This is a genomic window from Leisingera sp. UBA4491 (genome assembly GCF_002388965.1).
Classification (GTDB): domain Bacteria; phylum Pseudomonadota; class Alphaproteobacteria; order Rhodobacterales; family Rhodobacteraceae; genus Leisingera; species Leisingera aquaemixtae.
Window position 1 is genome coordinate 186,877 of sequence record NZ_DGNN01000013.1, and the last position, 16,300, is coordinate 203,176.

The 16,300-nt window shown below is 61.9% G+C and carries 15 protein-coding genes and 1 tRNA gene; 6 read left to right on the forward strand and 10 right to left on the reverse strand.

The features are described 5' to 3' along the window. From lptC to B2P87_RS06775, 4 genes are all read right to left on the reverse strand, one after another. A complete protein-coding gene (gene lptC / locus B2P87_RS06760; RefSeq protein ID WP_058287302.1) occupies positions 1–600 on the reverse strand; it encodes an LPS export ABC transporter periplasmic protein LptC in 600 nt (199 codons plus the stop codon). A gap of 23 nt (positions 601–623) precedes the next feature. After that, positions 624–1,592, reverse strand: a complete 969-nt coding sequence (locus B2P87_RS06765; RefSeq protein WP_058287301.1) for a KpsF/GutQ family sugar-phosphate isomerase — start codon at positions 1,590–1,592, stop codon at positions 624–626. Beyond that, complete coding sequence (locus B2P87_RS06770; protein ID WP_141891617.1) at positions 1,589–2,203, reverse strand: ribonuclease D; 615 nt, start codon at positions 2,201–2,203, stop codon at positions 1,589–1,591. Before B2P87_RS06770 ends, B2P87_RS06765 begins: the two co-directional genes overlap by 4 nt. Positions 2,204–2,366: 163 nt before the next feature. Further along, positions 2,367–2,453: transfer RNA gene (locus B2P87_RS06775), tRNA-Leu, on the reverse strand. A 217-nt stretch (positions 2,454–2,670) separates the two neighbouring features. Between B2P87_RS06775 and hemN the strand changes: the two genes are divergently transcribed. Continuing rightward, positions 2,671–4,026 carry an oxygen-independent coproporphyrinogen III oxidase gene (gene hemN, locus B2P87_RS06780; RefSeq protein ID WP_141891616.1) on the forward strand — a complete coding sequence of 452 codons (1,356 nt, stop codon included), beginning with the start codon at positions 2,671–2,673 and terminating at the stop codon, positions 4,024–4,026. A gap of 330 nt (positions 4,027–4,356) precedes the next feature. Here the strand turns inward: hemN and B2P87_RS06785 are convergent, their stop codons facing one another. Together B2P87_RS06785 and nirK are read right to left on the reverse strand one after the other, a co-directional pair. Next, positions 4,357–5,151: a formylglycine-generating enzyme family protein gene (locus B2P87_RS06785; RefSeq protein ID WP_141891615.1), complete on the reverse strand. Its 795-nt coding sequence runs from the start codon at positions 5,149–5,151 to the stop codon at positions 4,357–4,359. Positions 5,152–5,226: 75 nt separating this feature from the next. Beyond that, on the reverse strand, positions 5,227–6,351 hold the full coding sequence (gene nirK / locus B2P87_RS06790; protein ID WP_141891614.1) for a copper-containing nitrite reductase: 1,125 nt from the start codon (positions 6,349–6,351) through the stop codon (positions 5,227–5,229). Positions 6,352–6,624: 273 nt separating this feature from the next. On the opposite strand from nirK, the gene B2P87_RS06795 reads away from it, so the two are divergent. From B2P87_RS06795 to B2P87_RS06815, 5 genes are all read left to right on the forward strand, one after another. Further along, on the forward strand, positions 6,625–7,461 hold the full coding sequence (locus B2P87_RS06795) for a flagellar motor protein MotB (RefSeq protein ID WP_141891613.1): 837 nt from the start codon (positions 6,625–6,627) through the stop codon (positions 7,459–7,461). Between the two features lie 124 nt (positions 7,462–7,585). Next, entirely contained in the window at positions 7,586–8,893 is a 1,308-nt protein-coding gene (locus tag B2P87_RS06800) for a flagellar hook protein FlgE (protein ID WP_141891612.1), read from the forward strand. A 46-nt stretch (positions 8,894–8,939) separates the two neighbouring features. Then, positions 8,940–10,388, forward strand: coding sequence for a flagellar hook-associated protein FlgK (flgK, locus tag B2P87_RS06805; protein WP_141891611.1), 1,449 nt, complete (start codon positions 8,940–8,942; stop codon positions 10,386–10,388). Positions 10,389–10,391: 3 nt separating this feature from the next. Further along, on the forward strand, positions 10,392–11,399 hold the full coding sequence (locus B2P87_RS06810; RefSeq protein WP_058287472.1) for a flagellin: 1,008 nt from the start codon (positions 10,392–10,394) through the stop codon (positions 11,397–11,399). Beyond that, on the forward strand, positions 11,396–12,502 hold the full coding sequence (locus B2P87_RS06815) for a flagellar basal body P-ring protein FlgI (RefSeq protein WP_058287473.1): 1,107 nt from the start codon (positions 11,396–11,398) through the stop codon (positions 12,500–12,502). The genes B2P87_RS06810 and B2P87_RS06815 overlap by 4 nt, the downstream gene beginning before the upstream one ends. A 450-nt stretch (positions 12,503–12,952) precedes the next feature. Here the strand turns inward: B2P87_RS06815 and fliP are convergent, their stop codons facing one another. From fliP to fliF, 4 genes are read right to left on the reverse strand one after another with little or no spacing between them, the layout of a single operon-like run. Beyond that, on the reverse strand, positions 12,953–13,696 hold the full coding sequence (gene fliP, locus B2P87_RS06820; RefSeq protein ID WP_141891610.1) for a flagellar type III secretion system pore protein FliP: 744 nt from the start codon (positions 13,694–13,696) through the stop codon (positions 12,953–12,955). Then, entirely contained in the window at positions 13,693–13,989 is a 297-nt protein-coding gene (locus tag B2P87_RS06825) for a FliM/FliN family flagellar motor switch protein (protein WP_058287475.1), read from the reverse strand. The genes fliP and B2P87_RS06825 overlap by 4 nt, the downstream gene beginning before the upstream one ends. Next, a complete protein-coding gene (locus tag B2P87_RS06830) occupies positions 13,982–14,581 on the reverse strand; it encodes a hypothetical protein (protein ID WP_058287476.1) in 600 nt (199 codons plus the stop codon). The genes B2P87_RS06825 and B2P87_RS06830 overlap by 8 nt, the downstream gene beginning before the upstream one ends. Beyond that, the gene (fliF, locus tag B2P87_RS06835) at positions 14,581–16,251 is read right to left on the reverse strand and encodes a flagellar basal-body MS-ring/collar protein FliF (protein WP_141891609.1); all 1,671 of its coding nucleotides are present in this window, start codon (positions 16,249–16,251) and stop codon (positions 14,581–14,583) included. The genes B2P87_RS06830 and fliF overlap by 1 nt, the downstream gene beginning before the upstream one ends. Positions 16,252–16,300 lie beyond the last annotated feature (49 nt).

Sequence of the window (16,300 nt, forward strand, 5' to 3'; positions counted from 1 at the left end):
TTATCTTTCCGGTTGCTGGGGGTCATATAGCAGCTTCACGCCGTTTTTGAACAGCATATGGACCGGGCCGCCTTCGGTTTTAACGCCAATGTGCATATTTCCCGCAGTCAGCTCGCCGATGGCGCCGGTGGCGCGGACCGGTCCGGGGCTGTCGGCCTCCAGCCCGCTGAGCGCGGTGTTCAACTCTTCGGTTTCGACCACAAGCCCGTCGGCAGTGGTGATTGTCACATTGCCGGCAAACCGTGCCATGTCCTGGTCCGGGTGAATGGCGCCGGTTTCGGAGGCCAGCGTGATCCGGCCGCCCTGGGCAAGCTGGATGTCGGCGGACAGATCGCTGGCAACCGCCGGTGCGCCGTCGCGGCCGGGACGCGCCAGCGAGGCGGTGACCATGATCTCATCCCCGCCCGCAGTGGTGCCGGAAAAGAACGGGGCGGTCACCTGCTGTCCTTTCATCCGGTCCTCGATCTCTTTCTGCGCAAAGGGGATCACCGCATCGGTGTTCACGCCCCGCGAGATCAGGAACAGGGTCGACATCAGAACCAGGGCCGCCAGCGGCAGCAGCACCTTGAGATAGGCAACGGCTCTGGAATGACTGTCCATCGTCAGCTCCCCCCGGCGCCCGGTCAGCCCAGGCCTGCGCGCAGGCAGTCATGGATGTGCAGCAAACCCTCAGCCTTCTGCCCGTTGTCCGGGTCGACCACAAACAGGCAGGTGATCTTGCGCTGGTTCATCACCGCGACGGCCTCCTGCGCCATGGCGCCGGGGGCGATGGTGGCGGGGCTTGCGGTCATCACTTCCGCCGCGGTCTTGTTCAGCAGCCCGTCCATGTGGCGGCGCAGGTCGCCGTCGGTGATGATGCCGGCCAGCGAGCCGTCGGCGGCGGCAACGCCCGCGACGCCAAAGCCCTTCTGGCTGATTTCGATCAGCGCATCGGCCATCGGGGTGTCCCCGCTGACCAGCGGCAGGGCGTCGCCCGCGTGCATAAGGTCGCGCACCTTGCTCAGCTGCGCGCCCAGCTTGCCGCCCGGATGGAAGTCGCGGAAGTTCTCGGGGCGGAAATCGCGGTGCTTCATCAGCGCGATCGCCAGCGCATCACCCATCGCCAGCGTCAGCGTGGTGGAGATCGAGGGCACCATCCCGAACCCGCAGGCCTCGCCCAGCGAGGGGATCTGCAGATGCACGTCGGCCTGTTTCATCAGGGTGCTGTCCATCTTGCTGGACAGCCCGATCAGCGGGATCGAAAAGCGGCGGGTGAAGGCCAGCAGGTTGGCCAGCTCCGGCGCCTCGCCGGAGTTGGAGATCGCCAGCACCACATCGCCTTCGGACAGCATGCCCAGATCGCCATGGCTGGCCTCGGCCGGATGCACGAAATAGGCGGGGGTCCCGGTGGACGCCAGTGTCGCGGCAATCTTGTGGCCGATATGGCCGGATTTGCCGATGCCGCTGACGATGATGCGGCCCTTGGCTTGCAAGATCAGCTGCACCGCTTCGGCAAAGCGCTCGTCCAGGCTTTCGGCCAGGGCATTCAGCGCCTGCGCCTCATCGGTGATCACCTGCCGCGCGGTCACTAGGAATTTTTCTGTATCGGTCATGAGTGGGCAAAGATGTCAATTTCGGGCCAGCCGGCCAGGTCCAGCTTGGCGCGCATGGGAAGGAAATCGAAGCAGGCCTGGGCCATCTCTGTGCGGCCCTCGCGGGCCAGCCGCTTGTCCAGCGCGTCGCGCAGCTTGTGCAGGTGCAGCACGTCGGAGGCCGCGTAGTCAAGCTGCGCCTCGGTCAGCTCCTCCGCGCCCCAGTCGCTCATCTGCTGCTGCTTGGAGATGTCGATGCCCAAAAGTTCCTGGGTCAGGTTCTTCAGCCCGTGCCGGTCGGTGTAGGTGCGCACCAGGCGGCTGGCGATCTTGGTGCAATAGACCGGCGCGGCCAGGGCGCCGAAGGCATGATACATGGCGGCGATGTCGAACCGGCCGAAATGGAACAGCTTCAGCACATTGGGGTCTTCCAGCATACGGCACAGGTTGGGCGCTGCGGTCTGGCCCTTTTCCACCTGCACGATATGCGCGTTGCCGTCACCGCCGGACATCTGAATCACGCAAAGCCGGTCGCGGTGCGGGTTCAGGCCCATGGTCTCGCAGTCGATGGCGACAACGGGGCCGAGGTCCAGCCCGTCGGGCAGGTCGTTTCTGTACAGGTGGTTGGCCACTGGAATTCCCTTTTGATGATCATCGCGCCGGCAGGGGCTGGAGAGGAGATAGGCGCTTTGGCCTTCAAACTCAACTGCGCGGGGCCACGCTGGTTTACGCGGGGCACACATGCGGTGCCTCCGGTCAGCCGGGCGCGGTGATGATTCAATATGTGCAGGGGGATGGTGCCCAGGAGAGGACTCGAACCTCCACGTCCATACGGACACTAGCACCTGAAGCTAGCGCGTCTACCAATTCCGCCACCTGGGCAGGTGTCGTGGAACCGGCGTATAAGCGGAGTCGCAAGGGGCGTCAAACGGAAAATGTGCCTCTTTGCCGAATTTCGGGAAAATTTACCCGCTGATCGTTTTCTCAAGTGAATCCAGTGCGTTGATCGTGAAGGTTGGCTTGCCGCCGGTTCGGAATTCCGAGTGCCGGTTTGATCCTGCGCAAAGTGGGGGAGTCGTAAAAGGGGCATAGGAAACTCATGAAACAGATTGACCGCCTCCAAGCCCTAGGGCTGTTCGACAGCCGGGTGCCCCGCTACACCTCCTATCCGACCGCGCCGGTGTTCACAGCAGCCGTTGGTGCTGCGGAGCAGGCCCGCGAACTGCAGGCGCTGGATCCGGATGTGCCGGTGTCCATTTACCTGCATATCCCGTTTTGCGAACGGCTGTGCTGGTTCTGCGCTTGCCGGACCCAAGGCACCCAGACGCTGAGCCCGGTGGAAAGCTACATCGGCACGCTGGAGCAGGAGCTGCACCTGGTGGCGCCGCTTTTGCCCAAAGGCCTGCGGATGGGGCGGATGCATTGGGGCGGGGGAACTCCGACTATTCTGCCGCCGCACCTGATCCACCGGCTGGCACGGGCGGTGAAGGCGGTGTTCCCGCAGACTGAGGACTGGGAGTTCTCGGTGGAGATCGACCCGACCATGGTGGACCGGGACAAGATCGCGGCGCTGGCAGAGGAAGGCATGAACCGGGCCAGCATCGGTATTCAAGACTTCGATCCCTTGGTGCAGCAGGCGATCGGCCGGGCGCAGCCGTTTGAGGTGACCAAGGCCTGCGTGGAGGATCTGCGCGCGGCGGGGATCAACTCGCTGAATGCCGATCTGGTCTACGGCCTGCCGCATCAGACGCAGGCGCGGATGGCGGACACGGTGGAGAAGGTGCTGAGCCTGGATCCCGACCGGCTGGCGTTGTTCGGCTACGCGCATGTGCCATGGGTGGCCAAACGGCAGAAGCTGATCAAGGAAGAGGCGCTGCCGGACGATCTGGCCCGCTACCATCTGGCCGGGCTGGCGGCGGAGACATTCGGCGCGGCGGGCTTTGCTGCAATCGGCATCGATCATTTCGCCAAGCCCGGTGACGGGTTGGAGATGGCCGCCCGCACAGGCCACCTGCGCCGGAACTTCCAGGGCTACACCGATGACACCTGCCCGACGCTGATCGGGTTCGGTGCCTCGTCGATCTCCCGCTTTGCTGGCGGCTATATCCAGAACGCGGCGGCCACGCCTGCCTATGTGCAGCGGGTTGAGGCGGGCCAGCTGACCGGCGCGCGCGGCCATGTGATGAGCCAGGAGGATCTGCTGCGGGGCCGCGCCATCGAGATGCTGATGTGCGATTTCAGGCTGGACCGGGAAGAGCTGCGGCAGCGTTTCGGCGATCTGGCGGCAAGCCTGGATGCAGATCTGGTGCAGGTCGCGGCCCGCTTTGGCGATCTGGTGCAGTTGGATGACGGCGCGCTGGAGATTGTGCCCGAGGGCCGTCCGCTGACCCGCATCATCGCCAGCAGCTTTGACACGCATGTTCCCGAAGGCGTGCGGTACAGCCGGGCGTCCTGATCCCGGAGCGGGGCGCTCCAGCCTGTTCCAGGGCCTCGTGCCGGAGGTCCTTAACAGTTGGGCGTGGCGCTGTGCTGGCGCACAGCGCGGCGGCTTTTAACTCGCACCGGACTTTTTGCGCCGGGTTAACAGAATCGGGGGCGGCTCATCACGCACCCGATTTGCGCTTGAGGCGCAGGCGGCAAATTGGCGGGGCAAGAGTGGTTCAAGCCAGGCGCGTAATAGCTTTCCGAAAGAAGGCGCAGCGCAGCTGCCGGGCCCAAGGCCGCCAAGGGGTTCCGGCGCAGCCGGGGCACCTGCGGGCGCGGGAGGGCTTCGGCTGCGCCGCTGTCAGCCGTCTTTCACCAGCCGGAATCCCAGATAATCCGGCGGCAGCCCGACCGCGCAGCCGCCGACGCTGGCGTCGCGGATGAAATCGATTACAACCGCCCGGTGGCGGCCGCCGGTAATGCGGGCGCTGCAATAAGGATCGCCCAGCTCCAGGCTGCCGTCCTTGCGCACCTCGCCGTTCTGCATGCAGCCGCCGGTCCATTCCCAAATATTGCCGCCTAATCCGGTCAGACCGTTGCTGTTTGTGCCCAGCTCGCTTTTCGGGTCCTGTGCCGGTCCTGGCAGCCCGCGCAGGGTTACGCCGCGGGCGTATTGGCGCAGCCAGCGCTGGGCCGGATCGCCGCCGTCGGTTTCGACCGCCTCGTCGCCAAAGATTTCCGCTGCGGCCAGCTGCCACTCGGCTTCGTCGGGCAGCCGCCAGCTGTGGCCGGTTTCCTTGGAATACCACTCGGCATATGCGGCAGCGTCATGCCAGCTGACATGAGTCTGCGGCAGACTGGCCTCTGCCGGGGCGCTGTCTGCTTCCTTGCAGGCGCCCGCCGCCACACAGGCTGCGTATTCTGCGCCAGAGACCTGATGCTTCATGATCTCAAAGGCACCCACATGGCGCTGCTGTTCCGGGGGCACCACGCTTTTGCCATTGCGGTGAAAGTTTCCGATGGGGCGGTAGGCAATAGTGTCCGCCTTTATGAAAACGGTCTCTGCCAGCGGTTCCGGATCCGCGGCCTTGGAAAACCAAAGGCCAGGAAGTCCAATGGCCGCGGCAAGCCCGGCGGCAATCAGCTCAGTTTTCATGTCAGCATCCCCTCAAGGCAAAACGGGCGGCCGCGTGATGCAGCCGCCCTTTCCTGTGTCACGCCCGGCAGAAGGTCAGGCGCCGGAGTATTCGGTCGGGGCGACCACCTGTTCCATCAGGTCGTTGTTCCACTCGCCTTCGACCACCACGTGGGCCGTTGCGCCGAGGTTCACCGCCTCGATCAGGTTGTGGTTCACATAGGCGTAGACACCTGGCTGCAGGAACTCATAGAGCGCTGCCCCGGCAGAACCGCCGCGAATGAACCATGTTTCCAGATCGCGGTCCGGCACGTTGTTGAACTTGCCGGCTTCCCAGACCAGGTCGCCATGGCCGCCGATAAGGTGCGGGCGGGTGTCGCGGTTGGCCTGGCTGTGCACAAACAGCACTTTTTCGCCCTGTTTCGCCTTCATAGCGTTTTCGCCGGTCAGAGCACCGACCTTGCCGTTGAACACCACATGGCTGGGGATCAGCCCGTTCATGACTTCCAGCGTGTCAGGATAGCTTTCACCGACATCCTCGTAACGGATGTAGTCGCCGTTTTCGTCCTTCGGAATGTAGAATTCGTTTTCGCCGATGTAGTAGACGCGGTCGTATTTCACCGGATCGCCGTTGTGGTCCGACAGGCCTTCACGCGGCAGAACCATGATGGTGCCGGCCATGCCCGAGGCGACGTGCCAGGGGATCATCGGGCCGCCCGGGGCGCAGTGATAGACGAAGGTGCCCGGGCGTGTCGCCTTGAAGCGCAGAACGGTCTTTTCGCCCGGGTTCACCAGGGTCAGAGCGCCGCCGCCCAAAGCACCGGTTGCAGCGTGGAAGTCGATATTGTGCTGCAGCATGTTTTCCGGCGGGTTGATCAGGGTGAGTTCGACATAGTCGCCCTCATGCACCACCATCATCGGGCCTGGAATAGAACCGTCGAAGGTCATGCCCTGCAAATAGGCACCCCGGTCGACTTCGATTTCCTTCTCGATGATCTTCATCTCGAATTCGACGATGCGCGGTCCGCCCGGCGCAATCTGCTCGTGTTCATGCACGAAGGGCGGTGCCACCAGCTCGCGCTTGATGCGCTTGAGGCTGGTGAGGTCAACCGGCGCGGCGGCCTCGTGAACAGTGGTGCTGTCAGCCTTGGCGGCTTTGGCCAGTACAGGCAGCGCTGCTGCGCCGGCTGCCCCCATCAGTGCGGCTCTGCGGGTCAGCATGATGATCTCCTTTCAGTGTCCCATGTGCCGTGTTGAGGGGACACTAGCCCCGGGGCCTTGGCAGCTGTTTGTCCCCGATCAACGTTTGATAAGATTATTCGATGTCAAGATAAGAGGTTTTTAAGATGCAGCATTTGCCGCTGGAAAAGCGTTGCCGGCTGCACGGTTGAGGGCCAGGCGCATGGGGTTTAACTGCCGGCAAATTTAATTGTTAAGGCCCGTTTAACGCGCCGCCTGCTATGCCGGGGATGGGTGAAAATAGTGGTGGTGGATATGAGCGCACAGAGCAATGTGGCGCCCATTATCATCAAGAGGAAAAAAGTCAGTGGTGGCGATGGTCATCACGGCGGCGCATGGAAGGTGGCTTATGCCGACTTCGTGACCGCGATGATGGCCTTCTTTATGCTGATGTGGCTGCTTAACGCGACGACGGAAAAACAACGCAAAGGTCTGGCGGATTACTTCTCGCCATCAATCCCGCTAAGCCGGGTGTCCGGTGGCGGCAATGGCGCTTTCCAGGGTGACAGTATGTTCACCGAGGATATTCAGCCGCAATCCGGGACCGGGGCCACGGATATCAATCCGATGGATGCCCAGAAGGCGCAGGGCGACACGGGTGTCGAGTCGACCGAAAAGCGCGAGGAAGATGATTCCAAGTTCCGCGCTATCGAGGAACAGCTGTCCGGGCGCGGCGGTGAGAGCATGGTGTCGGTTGCAATGGCCCGCCATATTGTCACCCGCGTCACCGATGAAGGACTGATCATAGAGCTGTTCGCGACTGAAGACATGCCGTTGTTCGAACAAGACCAGGCGGAGCCGAAGCCGTTGTTCCGGGATCTGGTCAGGATGATTGCACGGGTCTCCGACAGCGTGACCAGCAACGTCGCGATTGGCGGCCATATCCGCTCGCACCCGGTTGTTCTGGCGAAGAATCCGGTGTGGGAGCTCTCCCATGCACGAGCAGACATAACCCGCACGCTGCTCGAATCGGGCGGGCTGGATGCGGGGCGGGTTCACCGGGTCACCGGCCATGCTGACCGGAAGCTGGCGGTCGGGAATCCGATGGCTGCCCGCAACGACCGGATCGAAATCATCTTTTTGCGCGAATAAGCCTCTGTAAACATTGAGGCTGGCGGCTGGCAGATGAGTCATATTTTATCTGTTAGCCGCCCGTTAATCGCTCCTGCGCTAGCTGTTGCATCCAGAATGATTAGATGCAGCAGAAAGGCGTGCTATGACCATTTCTTCGTCGCTGAACGCGGGCGTTTCAGGATTGAGCGCCAACGCCAGCCGGTTGGCTTCCATTTCCGATAACATCGCCAACTCCTCGACCCGCGGCTACAAGCGGGTGCAGACCGATTTCCATTCCATGGTCTTGTCCGGCTCCGGCGGCACTTATTCGGCCGGCGGCGTGCGCACGACCAACGTCCGGCTGATCGACGAGCGCGGCCCGCTGGTTTCGACCAATAACGCCACCGACCTGGCGGTGCGCGGCCGCGGCATGCTGCCCGTTGCCACGATCACAGAGGTCGAGGCGGGTGGCAGCCCGTCCATGATGCTGACCAGCACCGGATCCTTCCGGACCGATTCCAGCGGGTACCTGTCGACCGAGTCCGGTCTGGTCCTGATGGGCTGGCCCGCGCAGGCTGATGGCACAGTCCCGGATGTGGCAAGGGATACCGCCGATGCCCTGGAGCCGGTCCGCATCGACCTGAACCGCCTGTCGGCGGAGCCGACAACCGAAATCAGCCTGACGGCGAACCTGCCGGCAGCCGAAACCGATCCCGGTGCCTCTGGCGACCCGGTCGAGCAAGTGGTTCAGTATTTCGACAACATGGGCCGCTCCGAAGAGCTGACTATTACCTATTCGCCAAGTGTTGCCACGCCGCCGGCGACCAGCGGCACTAACGAATGGACGATGCAAATCGTGGACTCCGCAACCGGTGCAACGGTCATCGGCGAGTACACTCTGACATTCGATGACAGCGCGGCGTCTGCAGGCACGCTTCAAAGCGTGGCAACCGTGACTGGTGGTGCCTATGATGCAACCGCCGGTTCGGTGACCATCAACGTTGCGGGCGGGCCTGTCGAGATCAATATCGGTGTGATTGGCGAACAGAACGGGATGAGCCAGCTGGGTGACGAGTTCGTGCCCGGCACGACGGAAAAGGACGGGACGGCAGTTGGTTCCTTCGTTTCGGTGGAGGTCAACGCGTCCGGTGAAGTGATTGCCTCCTATGATTCAGGCGACACCAAGGTCATCTACAAGGTTCCGCTGGTGGATGTCTCCAACATCAACGGCATGCAGGCGCTGGACAGCCAGACTTACAAGCCGACTGACGATTCCGGGGCGTTCTACCTGTGGGATGCCGGTGAGGGGCCGACCGGTGAAATCCTGGGCTACGCGCAGGAGGAATCGGCTGTCGACGTGGCAACCGAATTGACCGACATGATCAAGACCCAGCGGGCCTATTCGTCCAACGCCAAGGTCATCCAGACCGTTGACGAGATGCTGCAGGAAACCACCAACATCAAGCGCTAACGCGCTTGATGCTCCCTGACATTGGCTCCACGAAAGCAGGCTGAACATGTCTATTAATTCCGCCCTTAACAGCGCCATGAGCGGGCTGAGCGCGGCCGGCCGGTCCTCGCAAGTGGTCGCCGAGAATCTGGCCAATGCGCTGACCCCCGGCTACACACGCCGGGTTCAGGATCTGAACAGCCCCGGGGCCGGCGTCCCCGGCGTTCGGATCGGAAACGTCCAGCGCTTGAATGATCCTGTGCTGATCTCCAACCGCCGGGTTGCCGAAGCAGAATACGGCGCCGCCAAGGCGGAGGCCGATTTCTTCAGCCGGATGTCCGATCTGGTGGGCACCGTCGATGATGAGATGTCGCTTGCCTCCCAGCTTTCGGATTTCGAGTCGTCGCTGATCGAAGCGGTCTCGCGCCCGGATTCTCAGCCCCGGCTGAATGATCTGTCTGTAAAGGCGAATGCCTTGGCAGACTCCATCTCACGCACGGCCGAAGGGTTGCGCGGCTTGCGGGTCAATGCGGACAGCGCGATCGGCAGCCAGGTCGACACCGTGAATCAGGCCTTGAAGGAGATTGAAAAGCTCAACGCCCGGATCATGGTTGTTGAGGTCGGCGGCATGGACGCCGTGTCAATGCAGGATCAGCGCGACCAGCTGATCGACCAGGTGAACGGGATCATTCCGGTTAATGTTGTCCGCCGCGACAACGGCCAGGTCACGCTTTATTCCACCGGCGGGGTGATGCTGCTGGACCACAAGGCGTCTGAGCTGAGCTTTACGCCGTCGCGGGATATCATGCCGCACATGACTCTGGGCAACGGCATGATCTCCGGTCTCCAGGTGAACGGCAGAGCAATCGACACCAGCCCTGACGGCCCGCTGCGCGGCGGCACCCTGACCGCGCAGTTTGAAATCCGTGATGTGACCGCGGTTGAGGCCCAAGAGGATCTGGACGCGATGGCCGCCGATCTTATCGAGCGGTTCCAGGACCCGGCGCTGGATGCCACCATCGGGGCCACGGATGCAGGTATATTCACCGACGGTGGCGCCTTCTACGATCCGTCGAACATCGTTGGACTCTCCAACCGGATCGAGCTGAATGATCTGGTGGCTTTGGATGGCACCGGTGAGACCTGGCGGTTTCGCGATGGCATTCACGCCGCGGCCCCCGGGGATCCAGGCAACTCCAGCCTGCTGCAGGCCTATTCGGACGCTTTGAACACCACCCGCACGGTGTCCTCAGTCGGTCTTGGCACCGCAAACATGTCAGCTGCGACGCTGAGTGCGAACCTGTTGTCCAGGTTTGCCCAGGACAATGAAACCGCTGCGCGCGCTTCGACTTTTGCCGCTACCAGTTTCAATGAGCTGAGCCAGGCGGAACTGGCGCTCGGCGTCGACACCGACGCCGAGCTGCAGAACCTGATGCTGGTTGAGAAATATTACGCCGCCAACGCCCGTGTGCTCAGCGTTGTCGACGAACTTATGGAAACACTTTTGAGGATCTGACCCATGATTTTGAATTCTTATGGCGATATGGCGCAGCACCTCTTTCTCCGCAGCCGCAATACGGAGCTGAAGGAAAACGTCACCACTCTGTCCGAAGAGTTTGCCACTGGAAAATCGGCGAACCTGAGCGAACGGCTGGGCGGCGATTTCACCTATCTTGCAGATCTGGAGAGCTCGCTGAACCGGATCGGCAGCTATATGGTTGCCAATAGCGAAGTGCGGTTGTTTGCGACCGCCACGCAAGGCAGCCTTGATAAGGTGCACAGCCAAGTGGAGGCGATGCGCAACGACATCCTGAGACTGTCGCCCGCGCTTGACACGGAAAATGCACAGCAATTCGGCAGCCAGGCCAAGCAGAGGCTGTCCAGCGCCATAAATCTGATGAACACCGCTGTCGGGGGGCGGACGATCTTTGCGGGCACTGCAACGGACACCAAACCGCTGAATGACACCAGTACGCTGATGACGGCCATCCTTACGGAAGTCTCGGGGCTGACAACCAGCAATGACATCATTCAGGAAGTTAAGGACTGGTTCGACGATCCGGCCGGATTTGATGCCGTCATGTACCGCGGTTCCACTACTTCGCTGCAGCCGGTTACCGTCGGCGAGGGAGAACAGGTGACCCTGGGGATCCGCGCCGATGATGAAAACCTCAAGCATGCTCTGCAGAGTTATGTAATCACTGCTCTCGCGGATGAGCCCAGCCTCGGCCTGACCGAAGACGTGCAGATCGATCTGGTTATCAAGGCCAGCAGCGAGCTGACTGAAAGTGCGGACAGGCTGATTGATCTGCAGGCTGACGTTGGTTTCATCGAGGGCCAGCTCGAGGCGGTCAATACCCGTAACGAGGCGTCGAAAACCAGCCTGAGCATCGTCAAGAACAACCTGGTCTCGGCCGATCCGTATGAAACCTACACCCGGCTTCAGGAGGCGCAGACGCAGCTTGAGGGCCTTTATACAATCACCGCCCGCAGCTCGCAGCTGTCCTTGTTGAAGTATATCTCATGATGGCTTTTCTGCGTCTCTTCCTTGCTTGCCTGTTTCTGCTGCCGGTGGCGGCGCAGGCAAACACTATCCGGCTTAAGGACCTGGTGGAATTCGACGGGGTCCGCGGCAATGACCTGGTCGGCTACGGCCTGGTCGTCGGCTTGGATGGAACCGGTGACGGGTTGCGCAATTCGCCGTTCACCGAAGAAATCATGACCAACATCCTGGAGCGGCTTGGCGTCAACGTGACCGGTGAGCAGTTCCGGCCGAAGAATGTGGCGGCCGTTTTTGTGACAGCCACCTTGCCGCCCTTTGCCCGTGTCGGCAGTACCATCGACGTGACGGTCTCAGCCATTGGCGACTCCAAAAGCCTGCTTGGCGGTACTCTGATCATGACGCCGCTGAACGCCGCCGATGGTCAGATCTATGCTGTCGCCCAAGGCACAATCCTGGCTGGCGGTGCAGTGGCCGAAGGCGAGGCTGCGACAGTGACGCAGGGGGTCCCGACGGCGGGCGTGATTCCGTCGGGTGCCCGTGTTGAGCGGGAGATTGATTTCGATCTGGCCTCGCTCAGCTCCATGCGGCTGGCGCTGCGCGAGCCGGATTTCACCACGGCCGGGCGGATCGAACGGGCGATCAACAACGAATTCGGCCGCAACGTTGCCCTGATGCGGGATTCCGGGACTGTCGAAGTCGACATCGGCCGCACCAACACCCGCTCGACGGCGCATGCGGTGGGCCGGATTGAGAACATTCTGGTTGAGCCGCAGCGCAAAGCCCGGGTGGTTGTCGACCAGCGCTCCGGCACCATTGTGATGGGAAGCGACGTGCGGATTTCCCGCGTGGCCGTGGCCCAAGGCAATCTTACGCTCCGCATTGAAGAGACGCCGCTGGTGGTTCAGCCCAACCCCTTTGCGGATGGGGAAACCGTTGTTGTGCCGCGCACGGGTGCTGCGATCGAGGAAGAAGAGGGGATCCAGCTGGCAGAAGTGCCGGAGACAACCTCGCTTTCGGAGGTCGTGTCAGGCTTGAACGCTCTGGGGGTGTCGCCGCGGGATATGATCGACATTCTGAAAAGCCTCAAGGCCGCGGGTGCCTTGCACGCGGAATTCGTCGTCCGCTGACGGGCACCGCAACCCTGACAGAAAACGCCCCGGCNNGCCGGGGCGTTTTCTGTCAGGGGGCAGGCCACCCTTCTGTGGTTCTCCCCGCGCCGCGCTTGCATGCCCGGCCGTGCGCCGGACCCCGCACTCAGAGTGCAGCCGAGCCGGGCAAGCCGCATCAATGGGTCGAAAGGGTAGAGAGCTGTGGTTTGGTCAAACGGGGAGCGTTCTCATTTCCGGCTGCACCAAGGCAAGTGTGCGGCTGGGAGCCAGAACTGGCTCTGTCCCGGGTTTATAATGGGTGCCAGAAATCTCTGAACCCAGCCTGCTCTACGCTGAGATCCATGCACGTCACACCATCTGCTGCGGGTATCAGAATGCTCAAGAAGGGGGCGGGGCAGGAGCGCTCGCACAGAAAAAGCCCGGGCAGATCACACGGCCCGGGCTGTTCGTTTTTTACGGTTTTGAGGATTAGGGATAGTAGCTGCGCACGAGCGCCGTGGCGATCAGGCTCCAGCCGTCTGCAACAACAAAGAACGCCAGTTTGAAGGGCAGGGACACAATGGCCGGCGGCACCATCATCATCCCCATCGACATCAGGACCGCTGCCACCACAAGGTCGATCACCAGGAACGGCAGAAAGACCAGAAAGCCGATTTGAAAGGCGCGTGCAATTTCGGACAGCAAGAAGCTCGGGACCAGCGCGGACAGCGGCGCTTGCGGCACCGGATCCATGCCTTGGGTTTCCGGCCTGAGGTCGGCAATGGCATAAAACGTGTCCGGATCCAGACGGTTGGCCATGAATGCCCGGAACGGTTCCAGACTGCGTGAGATGGCCTCGCCCGGTTCAAGCTGTTCCTCCAGCAGCGGGCTGATACCGCTGCTCCAGGCTTCGGTAAAAACCGGCTCCATCACGAAGTAGGTCAGGAACAGCGCCAGGCTGATCATCAGCATGTTTGGCGGCGCCTGCTGCAGACCGATGCCCTGGCGCAGGATCGACAGGACCGTCACCAGAAACGGAAAGCAGGTGATCATGATCAGCAGGCCGGGGGCCAGGCTGAGCACTGTAATCAGCAGAATCAGCTGGATCGAGCGGGCCGAAATCGACTCACCGTCTGCCAGCGAAAGGCTCAGTTCTTGAGCCAGGGCGGTCTGCGGCATGGCCAGCAATAAAGCTGAAACCAGGGCCGCCCGCACAAGGGTCTTGTGTGTCATCCCAAACCGCTTTGCAGATCGGCAATTTCCGTCAGGCGCACGGCCAGCTGTCCGGCCTGCTCGCCTTCCAGCTCTTCCAGCTGGCCCCGGGCGACCAGCCGGTCCCCGACATAGAGATCGACCGGATCTTCAACCCGCTTGTCGAGCGTCAGGATCGCGTTTTCACCCAGGCTGACCAGATCGCGGATCAGCGGCCGGGCCTTGCCCACCGAAACAACCACTTCGACGGGAACCGAAACAAAGGGGTTTTTGGCATCAGCGGCTTTCTTGTTCAGATCGGCGGCGTCATCCATATTGGCTGTCCTCTTTCGCGTGATAGGTGAAGGCTTCGATCGAATCCTGGATCGATTCGAGAAGGGCATCGCAGTTGATTTCGCATTCGGTGCTGCCGACGCTCAGGTAGGCCTGGCCGGAGGACAGCGTGCTGTCTTCCCGCACGGTGACCGGGACAGAAAAGTTCTGCGGCAGCAGGTTGCGCACGGGTGCGCCTTCGCCCGGCGATACCACAATTTGCATCGGCTGATCGGTCTGCCCTTTTGCCATTCCTGCTAGCTGATCGACGATGTGGTGCCCGAAGGAGGCCGCCATCGCATCCGGCAGAATTGCACTGGTCAGCACCTTGAACATCGGATCCAGCGAATCGAGCAGCTGGCTTTGCGCTTCGTGATAGGTGAAGCTCAGGTCCTCCAGCGAGTTGGCCAATTCGGCCGAGATCCGGGTGGTTTCCTGATCCTTGGCCGTTACAGCGTCATCCCAGCCGGCGCTGTAGCCTTTCTCGAAGGAAGCCAGCCGCTGTTCTTCTATGACTTCCTCAGAGACCGCCGGCACCACCGGTTCAGCGGGCGTTTCAAATCCGAAGTCCTCAAGCAAATGCGCAATCGTCATCAAGCTTGCTCCTTATTCTCTTCCAGCCAGCCGCGCAGGATCTGGACGGTTTCCTCCTGCCGTTCGCCGATCATGTTGCGCAGGCGGTCGACGGGATCATCCATGCCGCCGCCCATTGACGGCAGGCCGATTGCGCCCATCATGTCGCCAGTGCCCATCGTCGGCAGGCCGCCCATCGGTTCGAATTGGCCGGTTTCGTTGTTCTCAATCTCACCATCAAGCGCGAGGCCTGCACCCATGTCCGGTGCAGTCATGAAGCCGTCGCCGCCGACACCGGGCAACGCAGGCAGGCCGCCGCCGTCAGGGCCTGGCAGCGCAGCTACCGGCGTGGCTTGGTTCGAGAGAATCGGGCGGACAACGAAAAGGCCCAGGATCAGGCTGACGAGGGCCAGTGCGCCGATCTGGACCAGAGACATGGCGTCAAAGTATAGGTTATCGAAGAAAGAGGCGGTCGCGACCGTGCCCTGGGGTTCCACGGCGGGCAGCTCCATAGACTTGAGGGTGATCACGTCGCCACGCTCCGCGTCAAAGCCGACCGCCGCGGAAATCAGTTCCCGCATGGCGGCCAGCTCGTCTTCCGGCCGGGGCTGGAAAACGGTTTCGCCGGCGTCGTTGGTGACGGCTGTGCCATTGATCAGCACCGCGACGGTCAGGCGCTTGATGGCCCCAGGACCGCGGAGGATTTCTTTTTCGGTTTCGGAGATTTCATAATTGATCCGCTCGCGGGTAGCGCTGGTGTTGGCCTTGGACCCCTGGCCGGAGGCGGCATCGCCATCGGGAATGTTTGAGGCAACGGTAACTTCGCCCGCCTGGTTGGTGGAAGAATCGGCGCGTTCCTCGACATCTGTGCTGACGGCGACACGGCTTTTGGGATCAACGAGCTTTTCGCGGATAGATTCGGTGTCGGTCACGGTTTCAACACTGACCTCGACCACGGCATTGCCCTGGCCGACGCGGGCCTCGACAAGGCGCATGACCCGCTCGCGAATCGTCTGCGAACGGTCATCCGTGCCGGCGCCGGCTGCAGCAGTGGCATCCGACGAGCCGATCAAAGCGCCATTGGCGTCGATCACAGCAACGTTTTCCACCGCAAGGCCGGTGACAGCGGAGGACACCAGGAAACGGATAGCGTTGGCCTGCGCAGGTGTGATCGGCGACCCCATCGGTACGACGGAAACCGATGCGGTAGGCTCCACCGTGCGCTGGAAGGGGTTCAATCCGGTGTTGGCGATATGCACCCGGGCCTGGGTCACATGCGGGCTGGCGACAATGGTGCGGGCCAATTCGCCTTCCTTGGCGCGCCAGTAGGCGGCATCGAACATCTGCGAGGTGGTTCCGAAGCCGCTGAGCGAATCGAGCAGCTCATACCCTTTGCCGCCATTGGCCGGCAGGCCTTCGCTGGCCAATGTCATACGAAGTTCGTCACGCTGCGTGGACGGCACGTAGATCGAGCCGCCACGCACTTCAAATTGGGTGCCGCGCTGTTCCAGCGCCCGCACCACATCTCCGGCCGAGCCGCTTTCCAGCCCGGCATAAAGCAGTGTCATTGATGGCTTGCTTGCCACATGGGACATCGCGATCACGCTGAGAATCATAATTACCGTGGCGCCCACGGCAATCAGACGCTTCCGCATGTCCATTTCTGCCCAGACATTCTTGATCTGCTGCACATTAACCTCCGTCGCACCGGCGTTCTGTCCGGCGTGCAACCTTTTTGAC